The sequence below is a fragment of the Nocardioides sp. CCNWLW239 genome (assembly GCF_037137035.1).
Classification (GTDB): Bacteria; Actinomycetota; Actinomycetes; order Propionibacteriales; family Nocardioidaceae; genus Nocardioides.
The window spans coordinates 871470-890254 of the sequence record NZ_JBBBNW010000002.1 but is presented as its reverse complement, the minus strand read 5'-3'; the positions used below and the strand labels follow the sequence as shown (position 1 = coordinate 890254).

The 18785-nt window shown below is 69.3% G+C and carries 16 protein-coding genes; 7 read left to right on the top strand and 9 right to left on the bottom strand.

What is annotated here, in order from left to right; translation table 11 throughout:
* Window positions 1-12 precede the first annotated feature (12 nt).
* From glmS to WBG06_RS10145, 3 genes are all read left to right on the top strand, one after another.
* On the top strand, window positions 13-1836 hold the full coding sequence (gene glmS / locus WBG06_RS10155) for a glutamine--fructose-6-phosphate transaminase (isomerizing) (protein WP_336736462.1): 1824 nt from the start codon (window positions 13-15) through the stop codon (window positions 1834-1836).
* 20 nt (window positions 1837-1856) lie between these two features.
* The gene (locus WBG06_RS10150) at window positions 1857-2663 is read left to right on the top strand and encodes an MOSC domain-containing protein (RefSeq protein ID WP_336736461.1); all 807 of its coding nucleotides are present in this window, start codon (window positions 1857-1859) and stop codon (window positions 2661-2663) included.
* Window positions 2664-2742: 79 nt separating this feature from the next.
* Window positions 2743-4590: a DEAD/DEAH box helicase gene (locus WBG06_RS10145; protein WP_336736460.1), complete on the top strand. Its 1848-nt coding sequence runs from the start codon at window positions 2743-2745 to the stop codon at window positions 4588-4590.
* Between the two features lie 133 nt (window positions 4591-4723).
* Here the strand turns inward: WBG06_RS10145 and WBG06_RS10140 are convergent, their stop codons facing one another.
* Both WBG06_RS10140 and WBG06_RS10135 read right to left on the bottom strand, forming a co-directional pair.
* Window positions 4724-5362, bottom strand: a complete 639-nt coding sequence (locus WBG06_RS10140) for a permease prefix domain 1-containing protein (RefSeq protein WP_336736459.1) — start codon at window positions 5360-5362, stop codon at window positions 4724-4726.
* A 147-nt stretch (window positions 5363-5509) separates the two neighbouring features.
* Window positions 5510-5830, bottom strand: coding sequence for a PadR family transcriptional regulator (locus WBG06_RS10135; RefSeq protein WP_183542863.1), 321 nt, complete (start codon window positions 5828-5830; stop codon window positions 5510-5512).
* 87 nt (window positions 5831-5917) lie between these two features.
* On the opposite strand from WBG06_RS10135, the gene WBG06_RS10130 reads away from it, so the two are divergent.
* From WBG06_RS10130 to WBG06_RS10120, 3 genes are all read left to right on the top strand, one after another.
* Window positions 5918-8008 carry an MMPL family transporter gene (locus WBG06_RS10130; protein WP_336736458.1) on the top strand — a complete coding sequence of 697 codons (2091 nt, stop codon included), beginning with the start codon at window positions 5918-5920 and terminating at the stop codon, window positions 8006-8008.
* 136 nt (window positions 8009-8144) lie between these two features.
* Window positions 8145-9164 carry an SGNH/GDSL hydrolase family protein gene (locus WBG06_RS10125; RefSeq protein WP_336736457.1) on the top strand — a complete coding sequence of 340 codons (1020 nt, stop codon included), beginning with the start codon at window positions 8145-8147 and terminating at the stop codon, window positions 9162-9164.
* Between the two features lie 129 nt (window positions 9165-9293).
* Window positions 9294-11180, top strand: a complete 1887-nt coding sequence (locus WBG06_RS10120; protein ID WP_336736456.1) for a penicillin-binding transpeptidase domain-containing protein — start codon at window positions 9294-9296, stop codon at window positions 11178-11180.
* On the opposite strand, the gene WBG06_RS10115 is transcribed toward WBG06_RS10120, so the two are convergent.
* The 4 genes from WBG06_RS10115 to WBG06_RS10100 all read right to left on the bottom strand — a co-directional run bounded on the left by WBG06_RS10115 (window position 11167) and on the right by WBG06_RS10100 (window position 13396).
* Window positions 11167-11643, bottom strand: coding sequence for an ATP-binding cassette domain-containing protein (locus WBG06_RS10115; RefSeq protein ID WP_336736939.1), 477 nt, complete (start codon window positions 11641-11643; stop codon window positions 11167-11169). The genes WBG06_RS10120 and WBG06_RS10115 overlap by 14 nt on opposite strands.
* Window positions 11644-11768: 125 nt before the next feature.
* The gene (locus WBG06_RS10110; RefSeq protein ID WP_336736455.1) at window positions 11769-12059 is read right to left on the bottom strand and encodes an ATP-binding cassette domain-containing protein; all 291 of its coding nucleotides are present in this window, start codon (window positions 12057-12059) and stop codon (window positions 11769-11771) included.
* A complete protein-coding gene (locus WBG06_RS10105; protein WP_336736454.1) occupies window positions 12056-12742 on the bottom strand; it encodes a FadR/GntR family transcriptional regulator in 687 nt (228 codons plus the stop codon). The genes WBG06_RS10110 and WBG06_RS10105 overlap by 4 nt, the downstream gene beginning before the upstream one ends.
* A 12-nt stretch (window positions 12743-12754) precedes the next feature.
* Window positions 12755-13396, bottom strand: a complete 642-nt coding sequence (locus WBG06_RS10100; protein WP_336736453.1) for an NAD-dependent epimerase/dehydratase family protein — start codon at window positions 13394-13396, stop codon at window positions 12755-12757.
* A 259-nt stretch (window positions 13397-13655) separates the two neighbouring features.
* On the opposite strand from WBG06_RS10100, the gene WBG06_RS10095 reads away from it, so the two are divergent.
* Window positions 13656-15368, top strand: coding sequence for a 2-isopropylmalate synthase (locus tag WBG06_RS10095; RefSeq protein ID WP_336736452.1), 1713 nt, complete (start codon window positions 13656-13658; stop codon window positions 15366-15368).
* A 260-nt stretch (window positions 15369-15628) separates the two neighbouring features.
* Here the strand turns inward: WBG06_RS10095 and WBG06_RS10090 are convergent, their stop codons facing one another.
* The 3 genes from WBG06_RS10090 to WBG06_RS10080 all read right to left on the bottom strand — a co-directional run bounded on the left by WBG06_RS10090 (window position 15629) and on the right by WBG06_RS10080 (window position 18667).
* Window positions 15629-17140: a flotillin family protein gene (locus tag WBG06_RS10090; RefSeq protein ID WP_336736451.1), complete on the bottom strand. Its 1512-nt coding sequence runs from the start codon at window positions 17138-17140 to the stop codon at window positions 15629-15631.
* 15 nt (window positions 17141-17155) lie between these two features.
* Complete coding sequence (locus WBG06_RS10085; RefSeq protein WP_336736450.1) at window positions 17156-17671, bottom strand: hypothetical protein; 516 nt, start codon at window positions 17669-17671, stop codon at window positions 17156-17158.
* A 156-nt stretch (window positions 17672-17827) separates the two neighbouring features.
* Window positions 17828-18667, bottom strand: coding sequence for a hypothetical protein (locus WBG06_RS10080; RefSeq protein WP_336736449.1), 840 nt, complete (start codon window positions 18665-18667; stop codon window positions 17828-17830).
* Window positions 18668-18785 lie beyond the last annotated feature (118 nt).

Here is an 18785-nt window from a genome sequence, read left to right as displayed (position 1 = left end):
CGGACAGGACACATGTGCGGAATCGTCGGCTACATCGGGCCCCAGCAGGCTGCGAGCCTGCTCACCGAGGGGCTGGCCCGGCTGGAGCACCGTGGCTACGACTCGGCGGGCGTCGCGGTGCTGGGCAGCAGGCTGCAGGTGGTGAAGAAGGCCGGCCGCGTACGCGATCTGGTCGATGCCCTGCCGAAGCGGTTCGCCGGCAAGGTCGGCATCGGGCACACCCGGTGGGCGACCCACGGCCCGGCCAACGACACCAACGCGCACCCGCACGTGTCGGCCGACGGTCGCGTGGCGGTCGTCCACAACGGGATCGTCGACAACGCCGCCTCGCTGCGTGAGCGGCTCACCGAGGCCGGCGTCGAGCTGGCCAGCGACACCGACACCGAGGTCTTCGCCCACCTGATCGGACTGTCGACTGCTGACAGTCTGGAGGGCAAGGTCGTCGACGCTCTCTCCCAGGTCGAGGGCACCTGGGGACTCGCCGTCGTCCACGCCGACTTCCCCGACCGCCTGGTCGTCGCCCGGAACGGGTCCCCGCTGATCGTCGGCGTCGGCGACGGGGAGATGTACGTCGCCTCCGACCTCGCGGCCGTCGTACGCCACACCACGACCGTCGCCCACCTCGACGACGGCGAGCTGGCGACCGTCACCGCGACCGGCTTCACCACGTTCCGCCAGGACCTGACGACGACCACCACCACGGCTCGCGAGGTCGACGTGGACCCGTCGGCGTACGAGTTCGGTGAGCTCGCCGACGAGCCGCGGATGTTCACCGAGATCCTGGAGCAGCCGTCCTCGGTCGAGCGGGCGTTGCGCGGCCGGCTCGACGAGCGGTTCGGCACGGCCCACCTCGGTGGGCTCAACCTCGACCCGCGCGAGCTGCGTGCGATCCGCCGGGTGAAGATCCTGGGCTGCGGCTCGGCCTACTACGTCGGTCAGATGGGCGCCGGGCTGATCGAGGAGCTCGCCCGGGTCCCCGCGGACGCCGAGGCGGCCTCGGAGTTCCGCTACCGCAACCCGATCATCGAGCCCGACACGCTCTACGTCGCCGTCTCCCAGTCGGGCGAGACCATCGACACCCTGCTTGCCGTCCAGGAGATCCGCCGCAAGGGCGGACGGGTGCTCGGCGTCGTCAACGTGGTCGGCTCGGCGATCGCCCGTGCCGTCGACGGCGGCATCTACCTGCACGCCGGTCCCGAGATCGCGGTCGCCTCGACCAAGGCGCTGACCAACATGTACGTCGCGTTCTCGCTGCTCGCGCTCCAGCTCGGCCGGGTCCGTGACCTCTCGATCGCCGACGGGAAGCGGCTCATCGCCGGCCTGCAGGCGCTGCCGACGCAGATCGAGGAGATCCTGAAGAGCGAGTCGCACCTCGAGGAGATCGCGGCGCGCCTGGCCGAGGCCGAGTCGATGTTCTTCGTCGGACGCGTGCGCGGCTACCCGGTCGCGCGCGAAGGTGCCCAGAAGCTGAAGGAGATCTCCTACCGGCACGCGGAGGCCTACCAGACCTCCGAGCTCAAGCACGGCCCGCTCGCGCTGATCTCCGAGACCGTGCCGACCGTCGCGATCGTGCCCCAGGACGAGCTGACCGACCGCAACGTCGCAGCCCTCCACGAGATCAGCGCCCGCCGCGGCCCCCTCGTCGTCGTCACCCACCCCGACGTCGACCTCGGCGAGCTCGACGCCTTGCGTGTCGACGTACCGAAGAACGAGGTGGAGCTCGACCCGATCCTGCTCACCATCCCGCTTCAGCTGATCGCCTTCCACGCCGCGAAGGCCCTCGGCCACGACGTCGACAAGCCCCGCAACCTGGCAAAGTCGGTGACGGTCGAGTGATGCGCCCCTAGGGTTCAGCCATGCGTCTGGCGGGCATCAACATCCATCCGGTGAAGTCGACGGCGATCAGGCCGGTGGAGGAGGCGTACGTCGGGAGGGCCGGGATCGTCGGGGACCGAGAGTGGATGGTCGTCGACGGTGACGGAGAGCTCGTCTCGGCCCGGGAGGCCCGCGAGCTCTTCAGCATCGTTGCCGACACCCCGGCGACGGGCGGCCGTGCTGACCTGCGACTGAGCGCGCCGGGGCACGAGGCGGTCGAGGTGGCGCTGCCGACCGAGGGCGTCCGTGACATCACGATGTTCAAGCAGGTGAAGATGCGCGCGCGGCCGATGGGCCCGGAGGTCGATGCGTGGCTGCGCCGCGTGCTCGACCGCGAGGACGTATCGCTGGTGTGGTGTCACGACCCGTTCCAGAGGGTGCTCAAGGCCAAGGACGGCTTCGGCGTCTCGGACCACGCCGCCTTCCAGGACGATTCGCCCGTCTCGCTGATCACCGAGGCCTCGGTCGCGGCGATCGACGACTGGAGCCCGGAGCCGATCACCGTCGCGCGGTTCCGGCCGAGCCTGGTCGTCGAGGGAGCGGAAAAGGCCTTTGCCGAGGATGGCTGGAGCGAGGTCGCCATCGGACCGGTCCGCCTCCGGATGGTCACGCCGGTCTCGCGCTGCGTCATGACCACGATCGATCCGGAGACCCTGGAGAAGGGGAAGGACCCGCTGCGTACGCTCGCGGCCCACCGCAAGTGGGACGGGAAGGTCTGGGCGGCGGTGCACCTCGGCGTCGTCCACCCCGGGGAGATCGCCGTCGGCGACGAGGTCATCGTCTCCTGACCGAGCGGATCCGGCGAGTGACGGGGGCCACCGCGCCGAGGAATGCCGAGATCGTGCTATATGGGCCTACCGTTGGAGGGTGAGCACCGACGCTGATTCTGCCGTATCCACCACTCCCACGCCCGAAGAGACGAGCGTGGAGGTAGAGCAGGGTCCGACGTTCGACTCGCTCGGTCTGTCCGCCGGTGTCCTCGAGGCCGTGAAGGCGCTCGGCTACGAGACGCCCTCCGCCATCCAGGCCGCGACCATCCCCTCGCTGCTCGAGGGTCGCGACGTCGTCGGCCTCGCGCAGACCGGCACCGGAAAGACCGCCGCGTTCGCGCTGCCGGTGCTCTCCAACCTCGACGTCTACCAGAACGCACCGCAGGCGCTGGTGCTCGCGCCGACGCGCGAGCTGGCCCTGCAGGTGTGCGAGGCGTTCGAGCGCTACGCATCCAACCTCGACGGCGTACGCATCCTGCCGGTCTACGGCGGCCAGGGCTACGGCCCGCAGCTGACCGCCCTGCGTCGCGGCGTCCACGTGGTCGTCGGCACCCCGGGCCGGATCATGGATCACCTCGAGAAGGGCACGCTCGACCTCTCCCAGCTGCGCTTCCTGGTGCTCGACGAGGCCGACGAGATGCTCAACATGGGCTTCGCGGAGGACGTCGAGACCATCCTCGCCGACACCCCCGAGGACAAGCAGGTCGCGCTCTTCTCGGCGACCATGCCGGCGCAGATCCGCCGGCTGTCCAAGAAATACCTTCGCGACGCGAAGGAGATCTCGGTCAAGGCGAAGACCCAGACCGCCACCAACATCACCCAGCGCTACCTGATGGTGTCCTACCCCCAGAAGGTCGACGCGCTCACCCGCATCCTCGAGGTCGAGAACTTCGAGGGCATGATCGTCTTCACGCGCACCAAGTCCGAGACCGAGTCGCTGGCCGAGAAGCTGCGTGCGCGTGGCTTCGCCGCGACCGCCATCAACGGCGACATCGCCCAGGCCCAGCGCGAGAAGACCGTCAACCAGCTCAAGGACGGCTCGCTCGACATCCTGGTCGCGACCGACGTCGCGGCTCGTGGTCTCGACGTCGAGCGGATCTCGCACGTCGTCAACTACGACCTGCCGACGGACGTCGAGGCCTACGTCCACCGCATCGGCCGCACCGGCCGCGCCGGTCGCACCGGCGACGCGATCTCGTTCGTCACCCCGCGTGAGCGGTGGCTGCTCCGCGCGATCGAGAAGCACACCAAGGCATCGCCGCAGCAGATGCAGCTGCCCTCGGTCGACGAGGTCAACGCGACCCGTCTCTCCCGCTTCGACGACGGCATCACCGCCGCCCTCCAGGAGGGCGAGAAGATCGAGTTCTTCCGCGACGTGGTGCGCCACTACGTCGAGGAGCACGACGTGCCCGAGGTCGACGTGGCTGCCGCGCTCGCCGCCGTGCTCCACGGCGAGGAGCCGCTGCTGCTCGAGCCGGAGCCCGAGAAGCCTGCGTACGAGGACCGCCGGGGCCGTCGCGACCGCGACGACCGGGGCGAGCGTGGGTCCGGTGAGCGTCGCGAGTCGTCGCGCTCGCGCGGCAACGGGCAGCCGCTGGCGACCTACAAGATCCAGGTGGGCAAGCGTCACCGGGTCGAGCCGCGCCAGATCGTCGGTGCCATCGCCAACGAGGGTGGCCTGCGCCGCGCCGACTTCGGCAACATCTCGATCCGCAACGACTTCTCCCTGGTCGAGCTCCCCGCGGACCTGGCTCCCGAGACCTGGAAGGCGCTCGAGTCGACGCGCATCTCCGGCAAGCTCATCGAGCTCTCCGAGGACTCCGGCGGCGCCCCCGTGCGGCGCTCGGGCGGTCGGTTCGACAAGGGCCCGTCCCGCTACGGCAAGTCCGACTCCGGCTCCGGCGAGCGGCCCCGCAAGCCGCGGCAGAAGCGCAAGTTCGACTGATCCGAGAAGTCACCTACGTCGGCCGAAGCGTCACGCGCGTCGGCCGACGTGGCATGTGGTGACGTCTCGGCCGACCTGAGTGACGCTTCGGTCGGCGGGGGCGACGTCTCGGCCGGCGGGGCTGACGTCTCGGTCAGCAGGCGGCGAGGGTGCGCTGGGCGGAGAGGGCGACCGCGGCGAACGGCGCCGCCATGAAGGCGAGCGCGCTGAGGGCCAGGAACACGGTGAGCCCGCCGGTCAGCGCCAGCATGGTGAAGCCGATGACGGGTACGAGGACGGCGATGGCCAGCGACCAGAACGCGGTCAGGCGAGCCGTACGCCGCCCGATCCGCAACCAGCGCTGGCCGGTCGCGGTCGCCGCGAGGGCGATGACGGCGCCGAGGGCGCCCGCGGTGCCGACGTAGCCGATCACGAGGTCGAGGGCGTGGAAGAGGCCGGTGTTCGGGGCGACGGAGTGGGCGCTCGCGCCGAGGTCGATCCCGCCGTCCCACAGGAACGCCTGCGGGATCATGACGAGGACGAGCAGGAGCGCCGTACGTCGGGCCGCGCCGATCGCGACGGTGTCGCGGAAGCCGGGAGCGACGTCGTCGACGTCGCCGAAGTCGCGCAGCGCGAGGGCCTCCGCCTCGGCGGTCGTGTAGCCGGCCGCGGTGTAGGCCTCGGTCGCGTCCTCGAGGTGATCGCCTGCCTCGCGCAGCAGGTCGCGCCGGGTCAAGCTCGGACCGGGGATCGCAGCGCGCAGATCCGCAAGGTAGACGTCGACGGCGCTCATGGAGCCATCCTCTCCGCGCCGGCGTGCCGACCACATCAGGGAATCCCCTGAAACGCTTGTGGTCCGTTGCGATCTCGGTCACGCTTGCTGACGTCTCGGTCGACGGGGCTGACGTCTCGGTCGACGGGGGCGACGTCTCGGCTGGGGTCAGGCTTCGCCGAGCACGCCGGAGACGACCTGGGAGAAGGTGCGCCACTCCTGGCGGTGGGCGGCGAGGGCGCTGCGGCCGGCGGAGGAGAGCTCGTAGGTGCGGCGTTTCCGGCCGCCGACCTCGGACCAGGAGCTGTCGAGGTAGCCGGCTTTCTCCAGGCGGCGCAGTGCCGGGTAGATCGTGCCGGTGGGGAGGTCGAGCTCGCCACCGCTGCGGGCGCTCAGCGCCTCGATGATCGCGTAGCCGTGAAGGGGCTGCTTCTCGACGACGGCCAGGATCAGCGAGTCGAGGTGGCCACGGAGGGCGTCGGCTTTCATGTAGACAGCCTACACAGCCCGGCGTACATTGTCTTCATACATGTTGTCTGTCTACAGGTAGACAGGCGAGATCGAGAAGGAGACATGATGACGACACAGACCACCACGAGACCCAGTCCGCTGCGGCGGCTGGCGTCCTTCTCCCAACGCCATCACTGGACGGCGCTGCTGCTGTGGGTGGTGGTGCTCGTGGGCGTGACGGCGGCGGCGCAGGGCATCGGCGAGGACTACCGCAACTCCTTCGACATCCCCGGCACCCAGTCGCAGGAGATGGCCGACCTCCAGGCGAAGCACGGCGGCTCGACCGGCGACGAGGTGCGCGCGGTCATCCACGACGAGCGCGGCTGGGACACCGACGAGCAGGCGGTCGACGAGCTGCTCGCGGACCTCGCCGCGGTGCCTCACGTCGAGTCGGTGACGGCACCTGATCCGCAGCGCGGCTCGGTGAGCGAGGACGGCACCACCGCACTCGCCACCGTCGTGATGGACGCCGAGCCCGGCGAGCTCCCGATCAGCGCCTACGAGCCCTTCCTCGAGATCGCCGACGAGACCACGACCGACGACCTCCAGATCGAGATGGCCGGCGACTCGATGCGTGAGGTGAACGAGGGCGAGGGCGGCAGCTCGGAAGGCATCGGGATGCTCGCCGCGCTGGTGATCATGCTGTTCATGTTCGGCTCGTTCCTGGCGGCGAGCCTGCCGCTGATCACCGCGATCCTCGCGGTCGGCACGACCTTCGGTGTGGTCACCCTGCTCTCCCACGTGACCACGATCCCGGACTACACCGCACCGATGCTGATGATCGTCGGGCTCGGCGTGGGCATCGACTACGCCCTGCTGGTCTTCTCCCGCTACCGCAGCGAGCTGCTCGGCGGCGCCACCCGCGAGGACGCCACCGCGACCGCGATCGACACCGCCGGGCGCTCGGTCCTCTTCGCCGGGGTCAGCGTGATCCTGGCGCTCTGCGGCCTCTACGTGCTCCAGCTGACCTCGATCCAGGGCGTCGTGCTCGGCGTCGCGCTCACCGTCCTGATGACCATGATCGCCGCGGTCACCCTGCTCCCGTCGCTGCTGACCCTGTTCGGCAAGCGCCTGGAGAAGTCCGTACGCCGCCATGCCGCCCGGTCCCGCCGCGAGCCCGGACAGCGCTGGCGCGCCTGGGCCGGCGGCGTCCAGCGGCACCCGTGGGCCGCCCTGGTCGTCTCTCTGGTCGCCCTCGGCGCCCTCGCGACCCCGGTCCTCGGTCTCCAGCTCGGCTTCGCCGACGCGGGCAACGACGATGCCTCCTCGACCACCCGGAAGGCGTACGACCTGGTCAGCGACAAGTTCGGGCCCGGCGCCAATGGTCCGCTGATCATCATGACGGAGGGCTCGCAGGACGAGGCGGCAGCGGCGTACGAGAAGCTTCAGACCTACCCCGGGGTGGCTGCCGTGACGCCACCGCAGCCGTCCGAGGACGGGGCCGTGTTCACGTCGATCGCCTTCCCGGAGACGGGTCCGCAGGACGCCGCGACCACCGAGCTGGTCAAGGACCTGCGCGAGGACCTCGGTGACGATGTCCTCGTCGGAGGCTCGACCGCGGCGCTGATCGACTACTCCGACGCCGTCAGCGAGAAGCTGCCGCTCTTCATCGGGCTCGTGGTCGGGCTCTCCGCGCTGCTGCTGATGTGCGTCTTCCGTTCGGTCGCGGTGGCGATCAAGGCGGCCGTCCTCAACCTCATCTCGATCGGCGCCTCGATGGGGGCGATGACGTACGTCTTCCAGGAGGGGCTGCTCGGGGTCGAGCCGGGGCCGATCGAGGCGTTCCTGCCGGTGATGACCTTCGCGATCGTCTTCGGGCTCTCGATGGACTACGAGGTGTTCCTGATCTCGCGGATGCGCGAGGAGTGGCTGCGCAGCGGCGATGCCCAGGAGGCGGTACGCGAGGGGCTGGCCCACACCGGCGGCGTCATCACCGCAGCCGGGGCGATCATGGTCGTGGTCTTCGGCGCCTTCTGGTTCAGCCCGGACCGGATGCTGCAGGAGATGGGCTTCGTGATGGCGGTGGCGGTGCTGCTCGACGCGGTCGTGGTGCGGTGTCTCGTCGTGCCCGCGGTGATGCGGCTGCTCGGCGCGCGGGCCTGGTGGCTGCCGCGGTGGCTCGACCGTATCCTGCCGCGGCTGCAGAACGTCGGCTGAGCTCAGCCGAGCGCGGGTGAGCGGATTCCGGACAGTTACTTGGACGTGAAACAAATTTCCTGCGGGCGGGCGTCAGGACGCGTACAACCGAAAGGGAAGGGTCGCCCCCAGCGGCCCCTGGCTTTCGGGAGTTGCCATGAACGTGATCTTCCGCCTGTCCAAAGTCCGCCTCGCGGTCTCCCTCACCTCCATCGCCCTTCTCGGGGCCGGCCTCGCCGTCACCCCAGGCTCCCCAGCCGCCGCGGCTGGGGAGCCTTACGTCGCTCTGGGCGACTCCTACTCGTCAGGAGTCGGCACCCGCACCTACATCAACGACGGCTCCAACTGCATGCGGTCGACCCAGGCGTACCCGAGCCTGGTCGCCGCGGCGAAGAGGTACAGCCTCAACTTCCGCGCCTGCTCCGGCGCGGTCGTCGCGGATGTCACCAACAGCCAGCTGAGCGCGCTGTCCAGCTCGACCCGGTACGTCACGATCTCGGTCGGCGGCAACGACGCCGGGTTCGCCGACGTGATCACCGAGTGCGCCCTCCCCGCCTGGGCGAGCGACTGCGCGGGAGCGGTCGCGGGGGCGCAGAACTACATCCGTAACACCCTCCCGAGCAGCCTCGGGACGCTCTACTCCCGGATCCGGTCCGCGGCGCCGAACGCAAAGGTGGTGGTCGTCGGCTATCCGAAGCTGTTCATGGGCGAGGACTGCAACGCCCTCACCTGGTTCAGCCCGCAGGACGAGACGATCCTCAACGACACCGCGGTGCTCCTCAACAACACCACGGCGTCACGGGCGAGTGCCGCCGGCTTCACCTTCGTCAACCCGATCAGCAGGTTCACCGGGCACGCGGTCTGCGACGACGTCGAGTGGGTCAACGGGTTGTCCAACCCGATCGCCGAGTCCTACCACGCCAACGTGGCCGGCCACCGCGACGGCTACACGCCCCTGGTGGGCTCCCCGCTCACCGGTGCCGCCGTCACCGCGACCGCGGCTGTGGTCTCGGACGCCGAGAAGGCCGGCCCGGCACAGGCCGCCAAGCAGAGGAGGTACGCCGCCCTCGACCGTCACATCGAGCCGAAGGTGTTCCAGCCGCCGACCCGTGAGCGTCTGCAGAAGCTCGCGGACCAGCGCGGTGTGGACCTGGACGCCTGGCTGGCGACGCACTGATCGAGCGGATCGGACGCGTTCGAACAGGTTGTGAAGCTGAGCGTGGCCCAGGGGTCACTCTCGGCTTCACAACCTCCGCGTTGGGGTCGTGTAACCCAATCTTGGGGCCATGGCTGATAGAACCGTTCCATGCGAGTATCCCGGGGCATCGCGGCCCTTGCTGTTGCCCTACCGCTGCTTGCTGCCTGCGGTGGGGCCGAGGACCCGGGTCCGAGCATGTCCACGCTGACCGAGGCGTTGGAGACCGGCACCTTCACGAAGGTCGACTTCGTGGCGAAGACCGACCCTGCTGCCGTCGCCGCCGACTACGACGATCTGACCGGCAACCTGTTCGGGAAGCTCGGTGCGCCGGACGTGTCCGCGACCAAGCCCGTCTTCTCCGGCCACGGCACCGACAGCGCGAAGTCCACGCTCACCTGGGCCTGGGGGCTGCCGGGTGGCCGGTGGACCTACGAGTCCGAGGTCGAGCTCCGCAAGTCCGGTGACGAATGGCGCTTCGTCTGGGAGCCGACGGTCGTCGCCCCCGCCCTCGCCGAGGGACGCAGCCTGCACGTCGAGACCGTCCCGCAGCAACGTGGCGAGATCCTGAGCACCTCGGGAGCGACCCTGGTCGCGGACCGTCCGGTCGTCACGGTGGGCATCGACAAGACCCTCATCGATCCGGTCGCGGCACCTGCGGCCGCCCGTGACGTCGCCGCGATCGTCGGGATCAACCCGAGGCGCTACGCCAAGCGCGTCAGGGCGGCCGGCGACAAGGCGTTCGTCGAGGCGATCTCGATCCGCAAGCAGATGATGACGAAGGCCAAGGCTGCGAAGATCGCCAAGATCAAGGGTGCGGCGCTGCTCGACCGGACCCTTCCGCTCGGTCCGACCAAGGAGTTCGCCTCGCCGGTCGTCGGCATCGTCGGCGAGGTGACGGCCGAGATGATGAAGAAGAACCCCGGGACCTACCTCCCGGGCGACCTTGCCGGTCTCTCCGGGTTGCAGGCGCGCTACGACGATCAGCTGCGGGGGAAGCCCGGGCTGCAGGTCGCGGTCCTCGGTGACGAGGGCGAGGTGCTCAAGCGCCTCTACAGCACCGACCCGGTCGACGGGAAGTCGCTGACGGTCACGCTCGACGCACGGCTGCAGAAGAACGCCGAGAAGATCCTGAAACGGGTCGAGCCGGAGAGCGCCCTGGTCGCGATCCGCCCCAGCGACGGCGCTGTGCTCGTGGCCGCCAACGGTCCCGACAACAAGATGAACCTGGCCACCTTCGGTCAGGCCGCACCGGGATCGACCTTCAAAGCCGCCACCACGCTGGCCCTGCTGCGCAAGGGCCTCAACGCCACGAGCAGCGTGAAGTGTCCTGCCAAGGCCACCGTCGACGGCAAGACGTTCACGAACGACTCGTGGTACCCGAAGTCGGCCCTGGGCGAGATCACGCTCGCCCACGCCGTCGCCGAGTCCTGCAACACCGCCATGGTCGGTGCGGCCGACGAGGTGGGCCACGCCGAGATCGCTTCGGCCGCTGCCTCGCTGGGCTTCGGGATCGACCGCGACGCCGGATTCACCTCCTACTTCGGGCAGATCCCCGAGCCCGCGGGCAAGACCGAGCACGCCGCCGACCTGATCGGGCAGGGCAAGGTGCTCGCCTCGCCGCTCGTGATGGCGACCGTCATCGGATCCATCCAGGCCGGTCACACCGTCGTCCCGACCCTCGTCCAGGGGCAGGCCGCCAAACCGTCGGGCGTGGAGCCGCTCACGGCGGCCGAGGCCGACCAGCTGCGTACGATCTTCCGCGGTGTGGTCACCGACGGCACCGGCCGCGGCCTCGCCGACGTGCCGGGCAAGCCGGTGATCGCCAAGACCGGCACCGCCGAGTTCGACCGCAACGGCAAGCGGCTGACCCACACCTGGATGATCGCCGCGCAGGGCGACCTGGCAGTCGCCGTCTACGTCGACGAGGGCGAGAACGGTGCGGCCACCTCGGGGCCTCTCGTCGAGGCGTTCCTGCGGATGGTCAACGAGCGGTAGTCACCGCTGGCAGGGATCGAACCCCGATCTCGGTGGTGTGCGTGAGCGGTGACGCGACCGGGTGATGGTCGTCGGCCGACGCCGCTCGCACGAACCATCGACGCCCGTGACGTCCGACCTGGATGGGGTAGGCGAAGGCACGTGAGACGTGCTCGGTGGTGAGGACATCTGTCGCCGGACCGGATCTGACGATGCGGCCGTCGTCGAGGAGGACCGCGTGCGAAGTGCTCGGCGGAAGCTCCTCGAGGTGATGGGTGACCAGGATCGAGGCGAGGTCGGGATGCGTGTGCTCGAGTGCTGCGATGGTCACCAACAGCTGCTCGCGTGCAGCCACGTCGAGACCTGTGGTCGGCTCGTCGAGGAGGAGCAGATCGGGCTCGCAGGCCAGTGCGCGGGCGATCAGTGCGCGGCCGCGTTCGCCCTGCGAGAGCGTCGGCCACGTCGATTCATGTTTCTCGGCCAGGCCGATCTGTTCGATGAGGGCATCGGCGACATCGAGCTGAGCGGGCGTGGGCTGCCACCGCAGCGGTAGCTCGATCGAGCCTGTGAGACCGGTCAGGACGACCTCACGAAGCGTGAGCGGCGAGGTCAGGGGTGCCGCGGATCGACGTGACCGATCGAACGGCGCAGAGCTTGCAGCTCTACGCGTCCGACCCGGTGGCCGAGGACGTCGATCGTCCCCGCTGTGGGATGTGTCAGCGCGCCGCAGAACCTCAGGATGGTGCTCTTGCCGGCGCCGTTGGGGCCGATCAGGGCCCAGTGCTCACCTGCGTGCACGGTGAAGCTGATGGAGTCGAGGATGGACCGCCCGCCACGTCGGAACGTGACCTCGGTGAGCTCGATGACGGGCCGCGCTCGGGTGATGCTGCCATCGGTCATGCCAGAGCCGCCTTCAGGGACGTGAGGTGGGCGCGGCTGAGCTGGGCGGCCACGACCGGCTCGCGGTCTGTGATCGCCCGCACCAGCTCGGCATGTGCTTCCTGGTCGTCCCCCGACGCGTCGGAGTCGCACGAGGTGCTGACCGGCTGCAGATCGAGCATGTCGATCATCGCCTGGCGGACCCGAGGGACGAACCCGTCGAAGAGCTCCAGCAGCACGTCGTTGTGAGCTGCCGCCACGACGGCGCGGTGAAGCACCATGTCGGCATCGACGTACTCCTCGGTGCTCTGGCCTTCCGCGACCCGTTGGGTGAGGGCGCGACGCATCGCGCGCAGGTCGGTTGCGGTACGCCGCTGCGCAGCCAGTGCCGCAGCCTCGGTCTCGATGGCGATGCGGCCCTCGATGACCGCGGCGATGTCTGCCTGTCGCAGGACGACATCCCAATCGTCACCGACGTCGAGGGCGGTAACGAACACGCCGGCACCCTGCCGGGTCTGGAGTACGCCACGCCCGGCGAGCTGCCGAATCGCTTCGCGTACCGTCGAGCGGCCGACACCGAGCTGCGGACCCAGCGTCGTCTCGCCGGGGAGCTTCGCTCCGATCTGCCATTCGCCGGCGCGGATCCGCTCGAGAAGAAGTCGCGCGGCCTGGTCGGCCAACGAGACTCGTTGTACCTGCTCCATCAGTCGGTCCTCTCAGTCCGAGACGGCGGTGTCGTCGGTGATCGTCAGGATCCCGCCGCGTCGGTCCAGCGCGGCGACCGTCCGTTCCGCGGCAGCGTCGACATGGATGCGGGGGCCGACGGGTAGGGCATCCGGGTAGAACGTCCCCGGTCCGTAGAACTGTCCGTAGCGCAGCACCGTGCCGCCGTAGCCGAGAACGGCAGTCTCGAGCGACCGGACCGCGTCAGCGCCGCTGCCGGGTGGAAGATCCCAGGCCACGCTCTGGGCGAGGAACCGTGGGCGGCCCGCGGACGTCGCGGCAGCGACGAGGTTGCGGGTTCCTTCGACCCGGATGTGCGCGTTGTGCTCTCGCCGCTCAGGCAGGTCCTCGGCGGTGTCGGGCAGGTCGGTGAGCTGGTGGAGGACCAAGTCGGGCCTGAAGCCCGCCACTGCAGTCGTGAGCGAGTCGACGTCGTAGACGTCGCACAGCACGGGCTCGGCGCCGAGCTCCCGGACCAGGTTCATCTTCGAGGTGGTGCGCGTCATCCCGGCCACCGTGTGGCCGGCACCGGTGAGCAGAGACAGCAGGCGCGAACCGATCACGCCGGTCGCTCCGGCGACGAAGACTCGCAGGGGAGCGACCTCGGAGGGCACTGCGCTTGGTCGAACGTTCATGCCTGCACTCTACCTGTCTACTTGTCTGAGGAGTTGTGCTAGCGTGATCGCGTGCTGATCCAGCAGGAGCTTCTTCTTCGCTGCCGTGGTGGGGCCTAGCCGAACCGGCTCCCCGCCACGGAGTCGAGACGTGCGCCGGTTCACCTCCCGGATTCGCAGAGAAGGAACCGCCAGCATGTCCAGCTTTCCGACGATCGCCACCCCTTCAGGTCCCGTCGCCGATGACGCACCCGCTTGGAACCGCCAGCGCAGATCACACATGCCGTCTGACCGCTACCGCGACGTCAACGCGCGCGTCGAGGTCCCCGTCATCGAGCGCGACTGGCCCGCTCGCCGCCTGACTCAGGCGCCGCTGTGGGTGCCGGTCGACCTGCGTGATGGCAACCAGGCCCTACCCGAGCCGATGGATCCCGCGCGAAAGCGCCGGTTCTTCGAGCTGATGGTGGCGATGGGCTACAAGGAGATCGAGGTCGGCTACCCGTCCGCCTCCCAGACCGACTTCGACTTCGTACGCCTCATCGCACAGTCCGACATCGCGCCTGACGACGTCACGATCGTGGTCTTCACCCCTGCCCGCCGCGATCTGATCGCACGCACCGTGGACTCGATCCGCGGCATCGCGAACCAGGTCGTGATCCACATGTACACCGCGACCGCTCCGACCTGGCGCGACGTCGTGCTGGGTCACCCGGCCGACGCACTGAAGGAGCTCATCCTCCGGGGAGGCAGAGACGTCCTGGAGCTCACCGATGGCATGCCGAACGTGAGATTCGAGTTCTCACCGGAGGTCTTCAACCTCACCGAACCCGACTACGCGCTCGAGGTCTGCGACGCGATGACGACACTGTGGGACGCGACGCCAGAGCGACCGGTGATCCTCAACCTGCCGGCGACCGTCGAAGTCGCCACCCCGAACGTCTACGCCGATCAGATCGAGCACATGCACAAGAACCTCGCCCGCCGCGACAGCGTGATCCTCTCGGTGCACCCGCACAACGACCGCGGCACCGGCATCGCATGTGCGGAGCTCGCGGTGCTCGCCGGCGCGCAACGCGTCGAGGGCTGCATCTTCGGCAACGGAGAACGCACCGGCAACGTCGACATCGCGACGTTGGCGCTGAACCTGCATGCACAGGGCATCGACCCGATGATCGACTTCTCCGACATCGACGAGATCCGACGTACCGTCGAACACTGCAACCGGCTGGAAGTACACCCGCGTCATCCCTACGTAGGCGACCTCGTGCACACAGCATTCAGCGGCACCCACCAAGATGCCATCAAGAAGGGTTTCACCGAGCACCGGGCCCGGGCCGCTACCGAGAACCGTCGAGAGCAGGACATCGAATGGCGAGTGCCCTACCTGCCGATCGACCCCGCTGACATCGGGCGCGACTACGACGCCGTCGTCCGCGTCAACTCGCAGTCCGGCAAGGGCGGCATCGCCTACCTTCTCGCGTCGGAATACGGCATCGAGCTGCCTCGCCGGCTCCAGATCGACTTCGCGCGCCGGGTGCAGGAGCACGCGGATGCGACCGGACTCGAGATCGAGCCGCCACAACTGCTCCAGCTCTTCGAGTCCGCCTACCTGACTCACGACACCAGCGGCCTGGAGCTGATCGACCTCGAATCCGGGACCCGCGACGGAACGAGCCGGACGGACCTTCGGCTGCGCATCGGCGGACGGGAACACAGTGGCTCCTACGATGTCGGCCCGGTCGAGGCTGCCGCCCGGTTGCTGGCGGAGCAGCGGATCGTCGTCGAGATCCTCTCGCTTCACCAGGGTTCCGTCGCGTCGGGGAACGACAGCGAAGCTCTGACGGTCATCGAGTTCCGCAACGGCACCGGTGTGCACTGGGCCGCGGGACGAGATCGATCGGTGCTGACCGCCAGTGTGAGGGCGGTGCTCCAGGCTGCGCGTGCCACCGCGGCCAGCCTCGGCCCGGTCACCGAGAGCCGCTCGCCGTCGTGATGGCGCCGTCGAAATAAGATGTGGCCCGGCCGTGAGGCCGGGCCACATTCAATTTCCCTCGGTGTCTCTCTACCGACGGGGGGAACAGTAGAGGGACTCGAGGGGCGAGCCTGGCGGCCTTCGGCCGCGAGGCCCGGTCGAGGCTTGGAGTGCTCCCTCCCTACGTCGACGTGGATACATAACCAGACTTGTTCCTGACTGTCACGTCTATGCCGGTTTTCAACAGGATTGGTGACCGGGTGTAGGCAACGTGTGGATCGTCACTCGGGAAGCTGGCCGGCGGGGGCTGGCGCAGAGCCGTTCTCGCTGGTCGCGGCGCCGGCCTTGTGGAGCATCGACCCGAGATCGATGCCGGTGGTGGTCTTGAGCATGGCGAGGGTCTGGACGACGTTGTCGTTGACCTGCTTCGGGATGGCGCCGGCACCGTCCGTGGAGAGCACGGTGAGGTTGTCGATGGCGCTGATCGGCGCAGCGACCTCCTTGGCGACCCGGGGCAGGACCTCGATCAGCATCTGCAGCACGGCGGCGTCGTTGTAGGACGCGAACGCTGCGGCGCGCTTGTCCATCGCCTCCGCCTCGGCGTGGCCGATGGCCAGCGTGGCGGCGGCGCTCGCCTCACCCTCGGCCCTGGTCGCCTCGGCGCCCGCCAGACGCAGGGCCTTCTGCGCGTCACCGCGCTTGGCGCCCTCGATGGCTTCTGCCTCGGCCAGGGCGGCACGGCGGGCCTTCTCCGCCTCACCGGAGAGCCGCGCCTGCTCGGCGTCGGCCTCGGCCGCGGCGATGGTGGCCGCCTTACGGGCCTCCGCGGCGGCGATCTCGGAGCTGCGGCGGGCCTCCGCCTCCTGCTCGACGCGGTAGCGCTCGGCGTCGGCGGGCTTGCGCACCTGCGTCTCGAGCTGTCGCTCGGTCAGCGCCGCCTGACGTACGGCGACCTTCTCCTGCTCGGTGAGGATGGCCTGGTCGCGGTCGGCCTGGGCCAGCGGGCCGGCGGCGGCCGCAGTGGCGGAGGCGGCGTCGGTCTCGGCTTTGATCTCGGCCTGCTTGAGCGCGAGGGCGCGCTGGGCGACCGCGATCTCCTCCTCGGCCTTGATCCGGGCCTGCTCAGCGGCACGGCGGGCCTCTGCCTCGGCGATCGAAGCGGCCTGGGTGATGCGGGCGGCCTCGGGGCGGCCGAGGTTGGTCAGGTAGGAGCCGTCGTCGGTGACGTCCTGGATCTGGAAGGTGTCCAGGATCAGGCCCTGACCCGTGAGCGACGACTCGGACTCGTCGGCGACGCGCTGGGCGAACGCGGCCCGGTCACGGATGATCTGCTCGACGGTCAGACCGCCGACGATCGAGCGCAGCGCGCCGGCGAGCACCTCCTGCGTGAACGGCTCGATCTCCTCCTGCTGGGAGAGGAACCGCTGCGCGGCCAGCCGGATCTGGTCGGCGTTGCCGCCGACCTTCACGATCGCGACGCCCTCGAGGTTGAGCTTGATGCCCTGGCCGGAGACCGCGCCGCGGATCTGGACCGAGATCCGGCGCGAGGAGAGGTCCATGACGGCCAGCTTCTGGACGAACGGGACCACGAAGACGCCGCCACCGAGCACGACCTTCTGACCCGACAGGTCGGTGGTGAGCTGGCCGGTCTCCGGGTTGAGGACCGCCTTGCCCTTGCGGCCGGTGACGATGAACGCCTGGTTGGGCCCCGCGACCTTGTAGCGGCTGGTGACCAGCAGAAGAAGCAGGATGAGCAGTACGACGAGGCCGGCGATCGGCACCAGCAGTTCCATGGGGACCCCTTCAGGTCAGGAGGTGATCTCGCGCCAGGTCGGCGCGACGGTGACTGCCGTCGGTGAGAGGACGCCGGTCACGTGCACGGCGGTGCCGGGCGTGATCGCCTCGTCGATGTCGGGGGCTTTGGCGTTGTAGGTCACCGTGTGGCCTCCGAGGGCGACCCGCACCACGCCGAACCCGTCGGTCGGGATCGTGGTGATCACGGCGGCGTCCAGACCGACAGCCGCGTCCCCCGAGGGTGCCGCGTCGGTGTGCTCCTCCTTCAGCAGGCGAGTCAGCCACAGCGCGAACCAGGCGAAGAGGGCGCCGCCCAGGGCTCCGATACCGATGGCCGGGACCATGCCGAGCGGGCCGACGGCGAGCGCGCCTCCGAACCCGAAGGCGGAAACGAACCCGCCGATCGCGGCGGTCGAGAACCAATCGGCATCGAGCGCACCGCCGAGGAAGCCGTCGAGCAGGTCACCGATCACCAGCGACACCAGCAGGAGGCCCAGCCCGACGGCTCCGATGATCAGGAACGTCGTCACGCACAAACCTTTCGGCAGGGTCTCCACACGGAGCAGCAGTCTGATGCGGACCCTATCCGTCGGACCGGGGACCTGTCCGCGCTTTTACGTCGCTGTGGACGAGCGTCGGCCCGGCCACGCTCAACGAGCGGGCCGGGCCGACGGGGATGGGTCAGATCACTGGACCGGGATCGCCGTCACGAACGACGTGGCGTCCACCCGTCCGCTGTCGGCGCTGCCCTGGTCGTCGGCGTAGCCGAAGGCGTACACCTCGACCACGTCGTCCGCGGAGACCGTCACGACGCGGGTGGACGAGCAGTGCGACTCGCGGTTCGCCAGCGTGCTGATCGCGCCGGTGAAGCAGGTGCCGAGGTCCTGGCCCCAGTCGGAGCCGTCGTTCACCCGTACCGCAAGCTGCATCCGGGTCTTGCCGGAGGTCGCCTGGTTGTTGATGAAGAAGCCTTCCGCGGTGAGCACGTACTTTCCGGCGGGGAGGTCCACGGTGTCGAGCTTGGTGGCACGGACGGATCCGGTGAACTTGCCGAAAGAGCCACCGACGTTGGTCACGGTCGCGAAAGTGGTGGTCGAGTAGACCGGCGACACGACGCCGTCCTTGCCGTTCGTGCCGGCGGCACCGGTGTCGCCCTTGTCCCCCTGAGGACCCTGGGGTCCGGCAGGACCCGCCGGACCTGCCGGGCCGGCTGCTCCGGTGTCGCCCTTGGCCCCCTTGAGGGCCTTCTCGGTGGCGTCGCTGATGTCGGCGCCGGTGACGGATCCGTTGCGGATCTCCGAGGTGCCAACGCCGCTCTCGGCGATGTCGCCGGACACGATGGACTGGTCGCGGACCTCCGAGGTGCCGACCCCCGCTGCGGCGATGTCGCGGGACTGGATGGTCTGGTCGGCGATCTGGGCCGAGGTGATCTTCGCAGCGGCGTACGCACCGCCGCCGCCGAAGATCGCCGCCGTGGTCGCTGCGATGACGATGGTGGGGACCTGTCCCATGAGCTTCTTGAGCATGACTCTCCTTTGAGCCCGGATGGATGTCGAAGGGCCAGGTATCCCGAGCATCCGGCCTGCCGCTCAACCTCTGGGTAAAGCCGAGAAGCGCACCCCGCAACCTCGTCCGGATCCCACA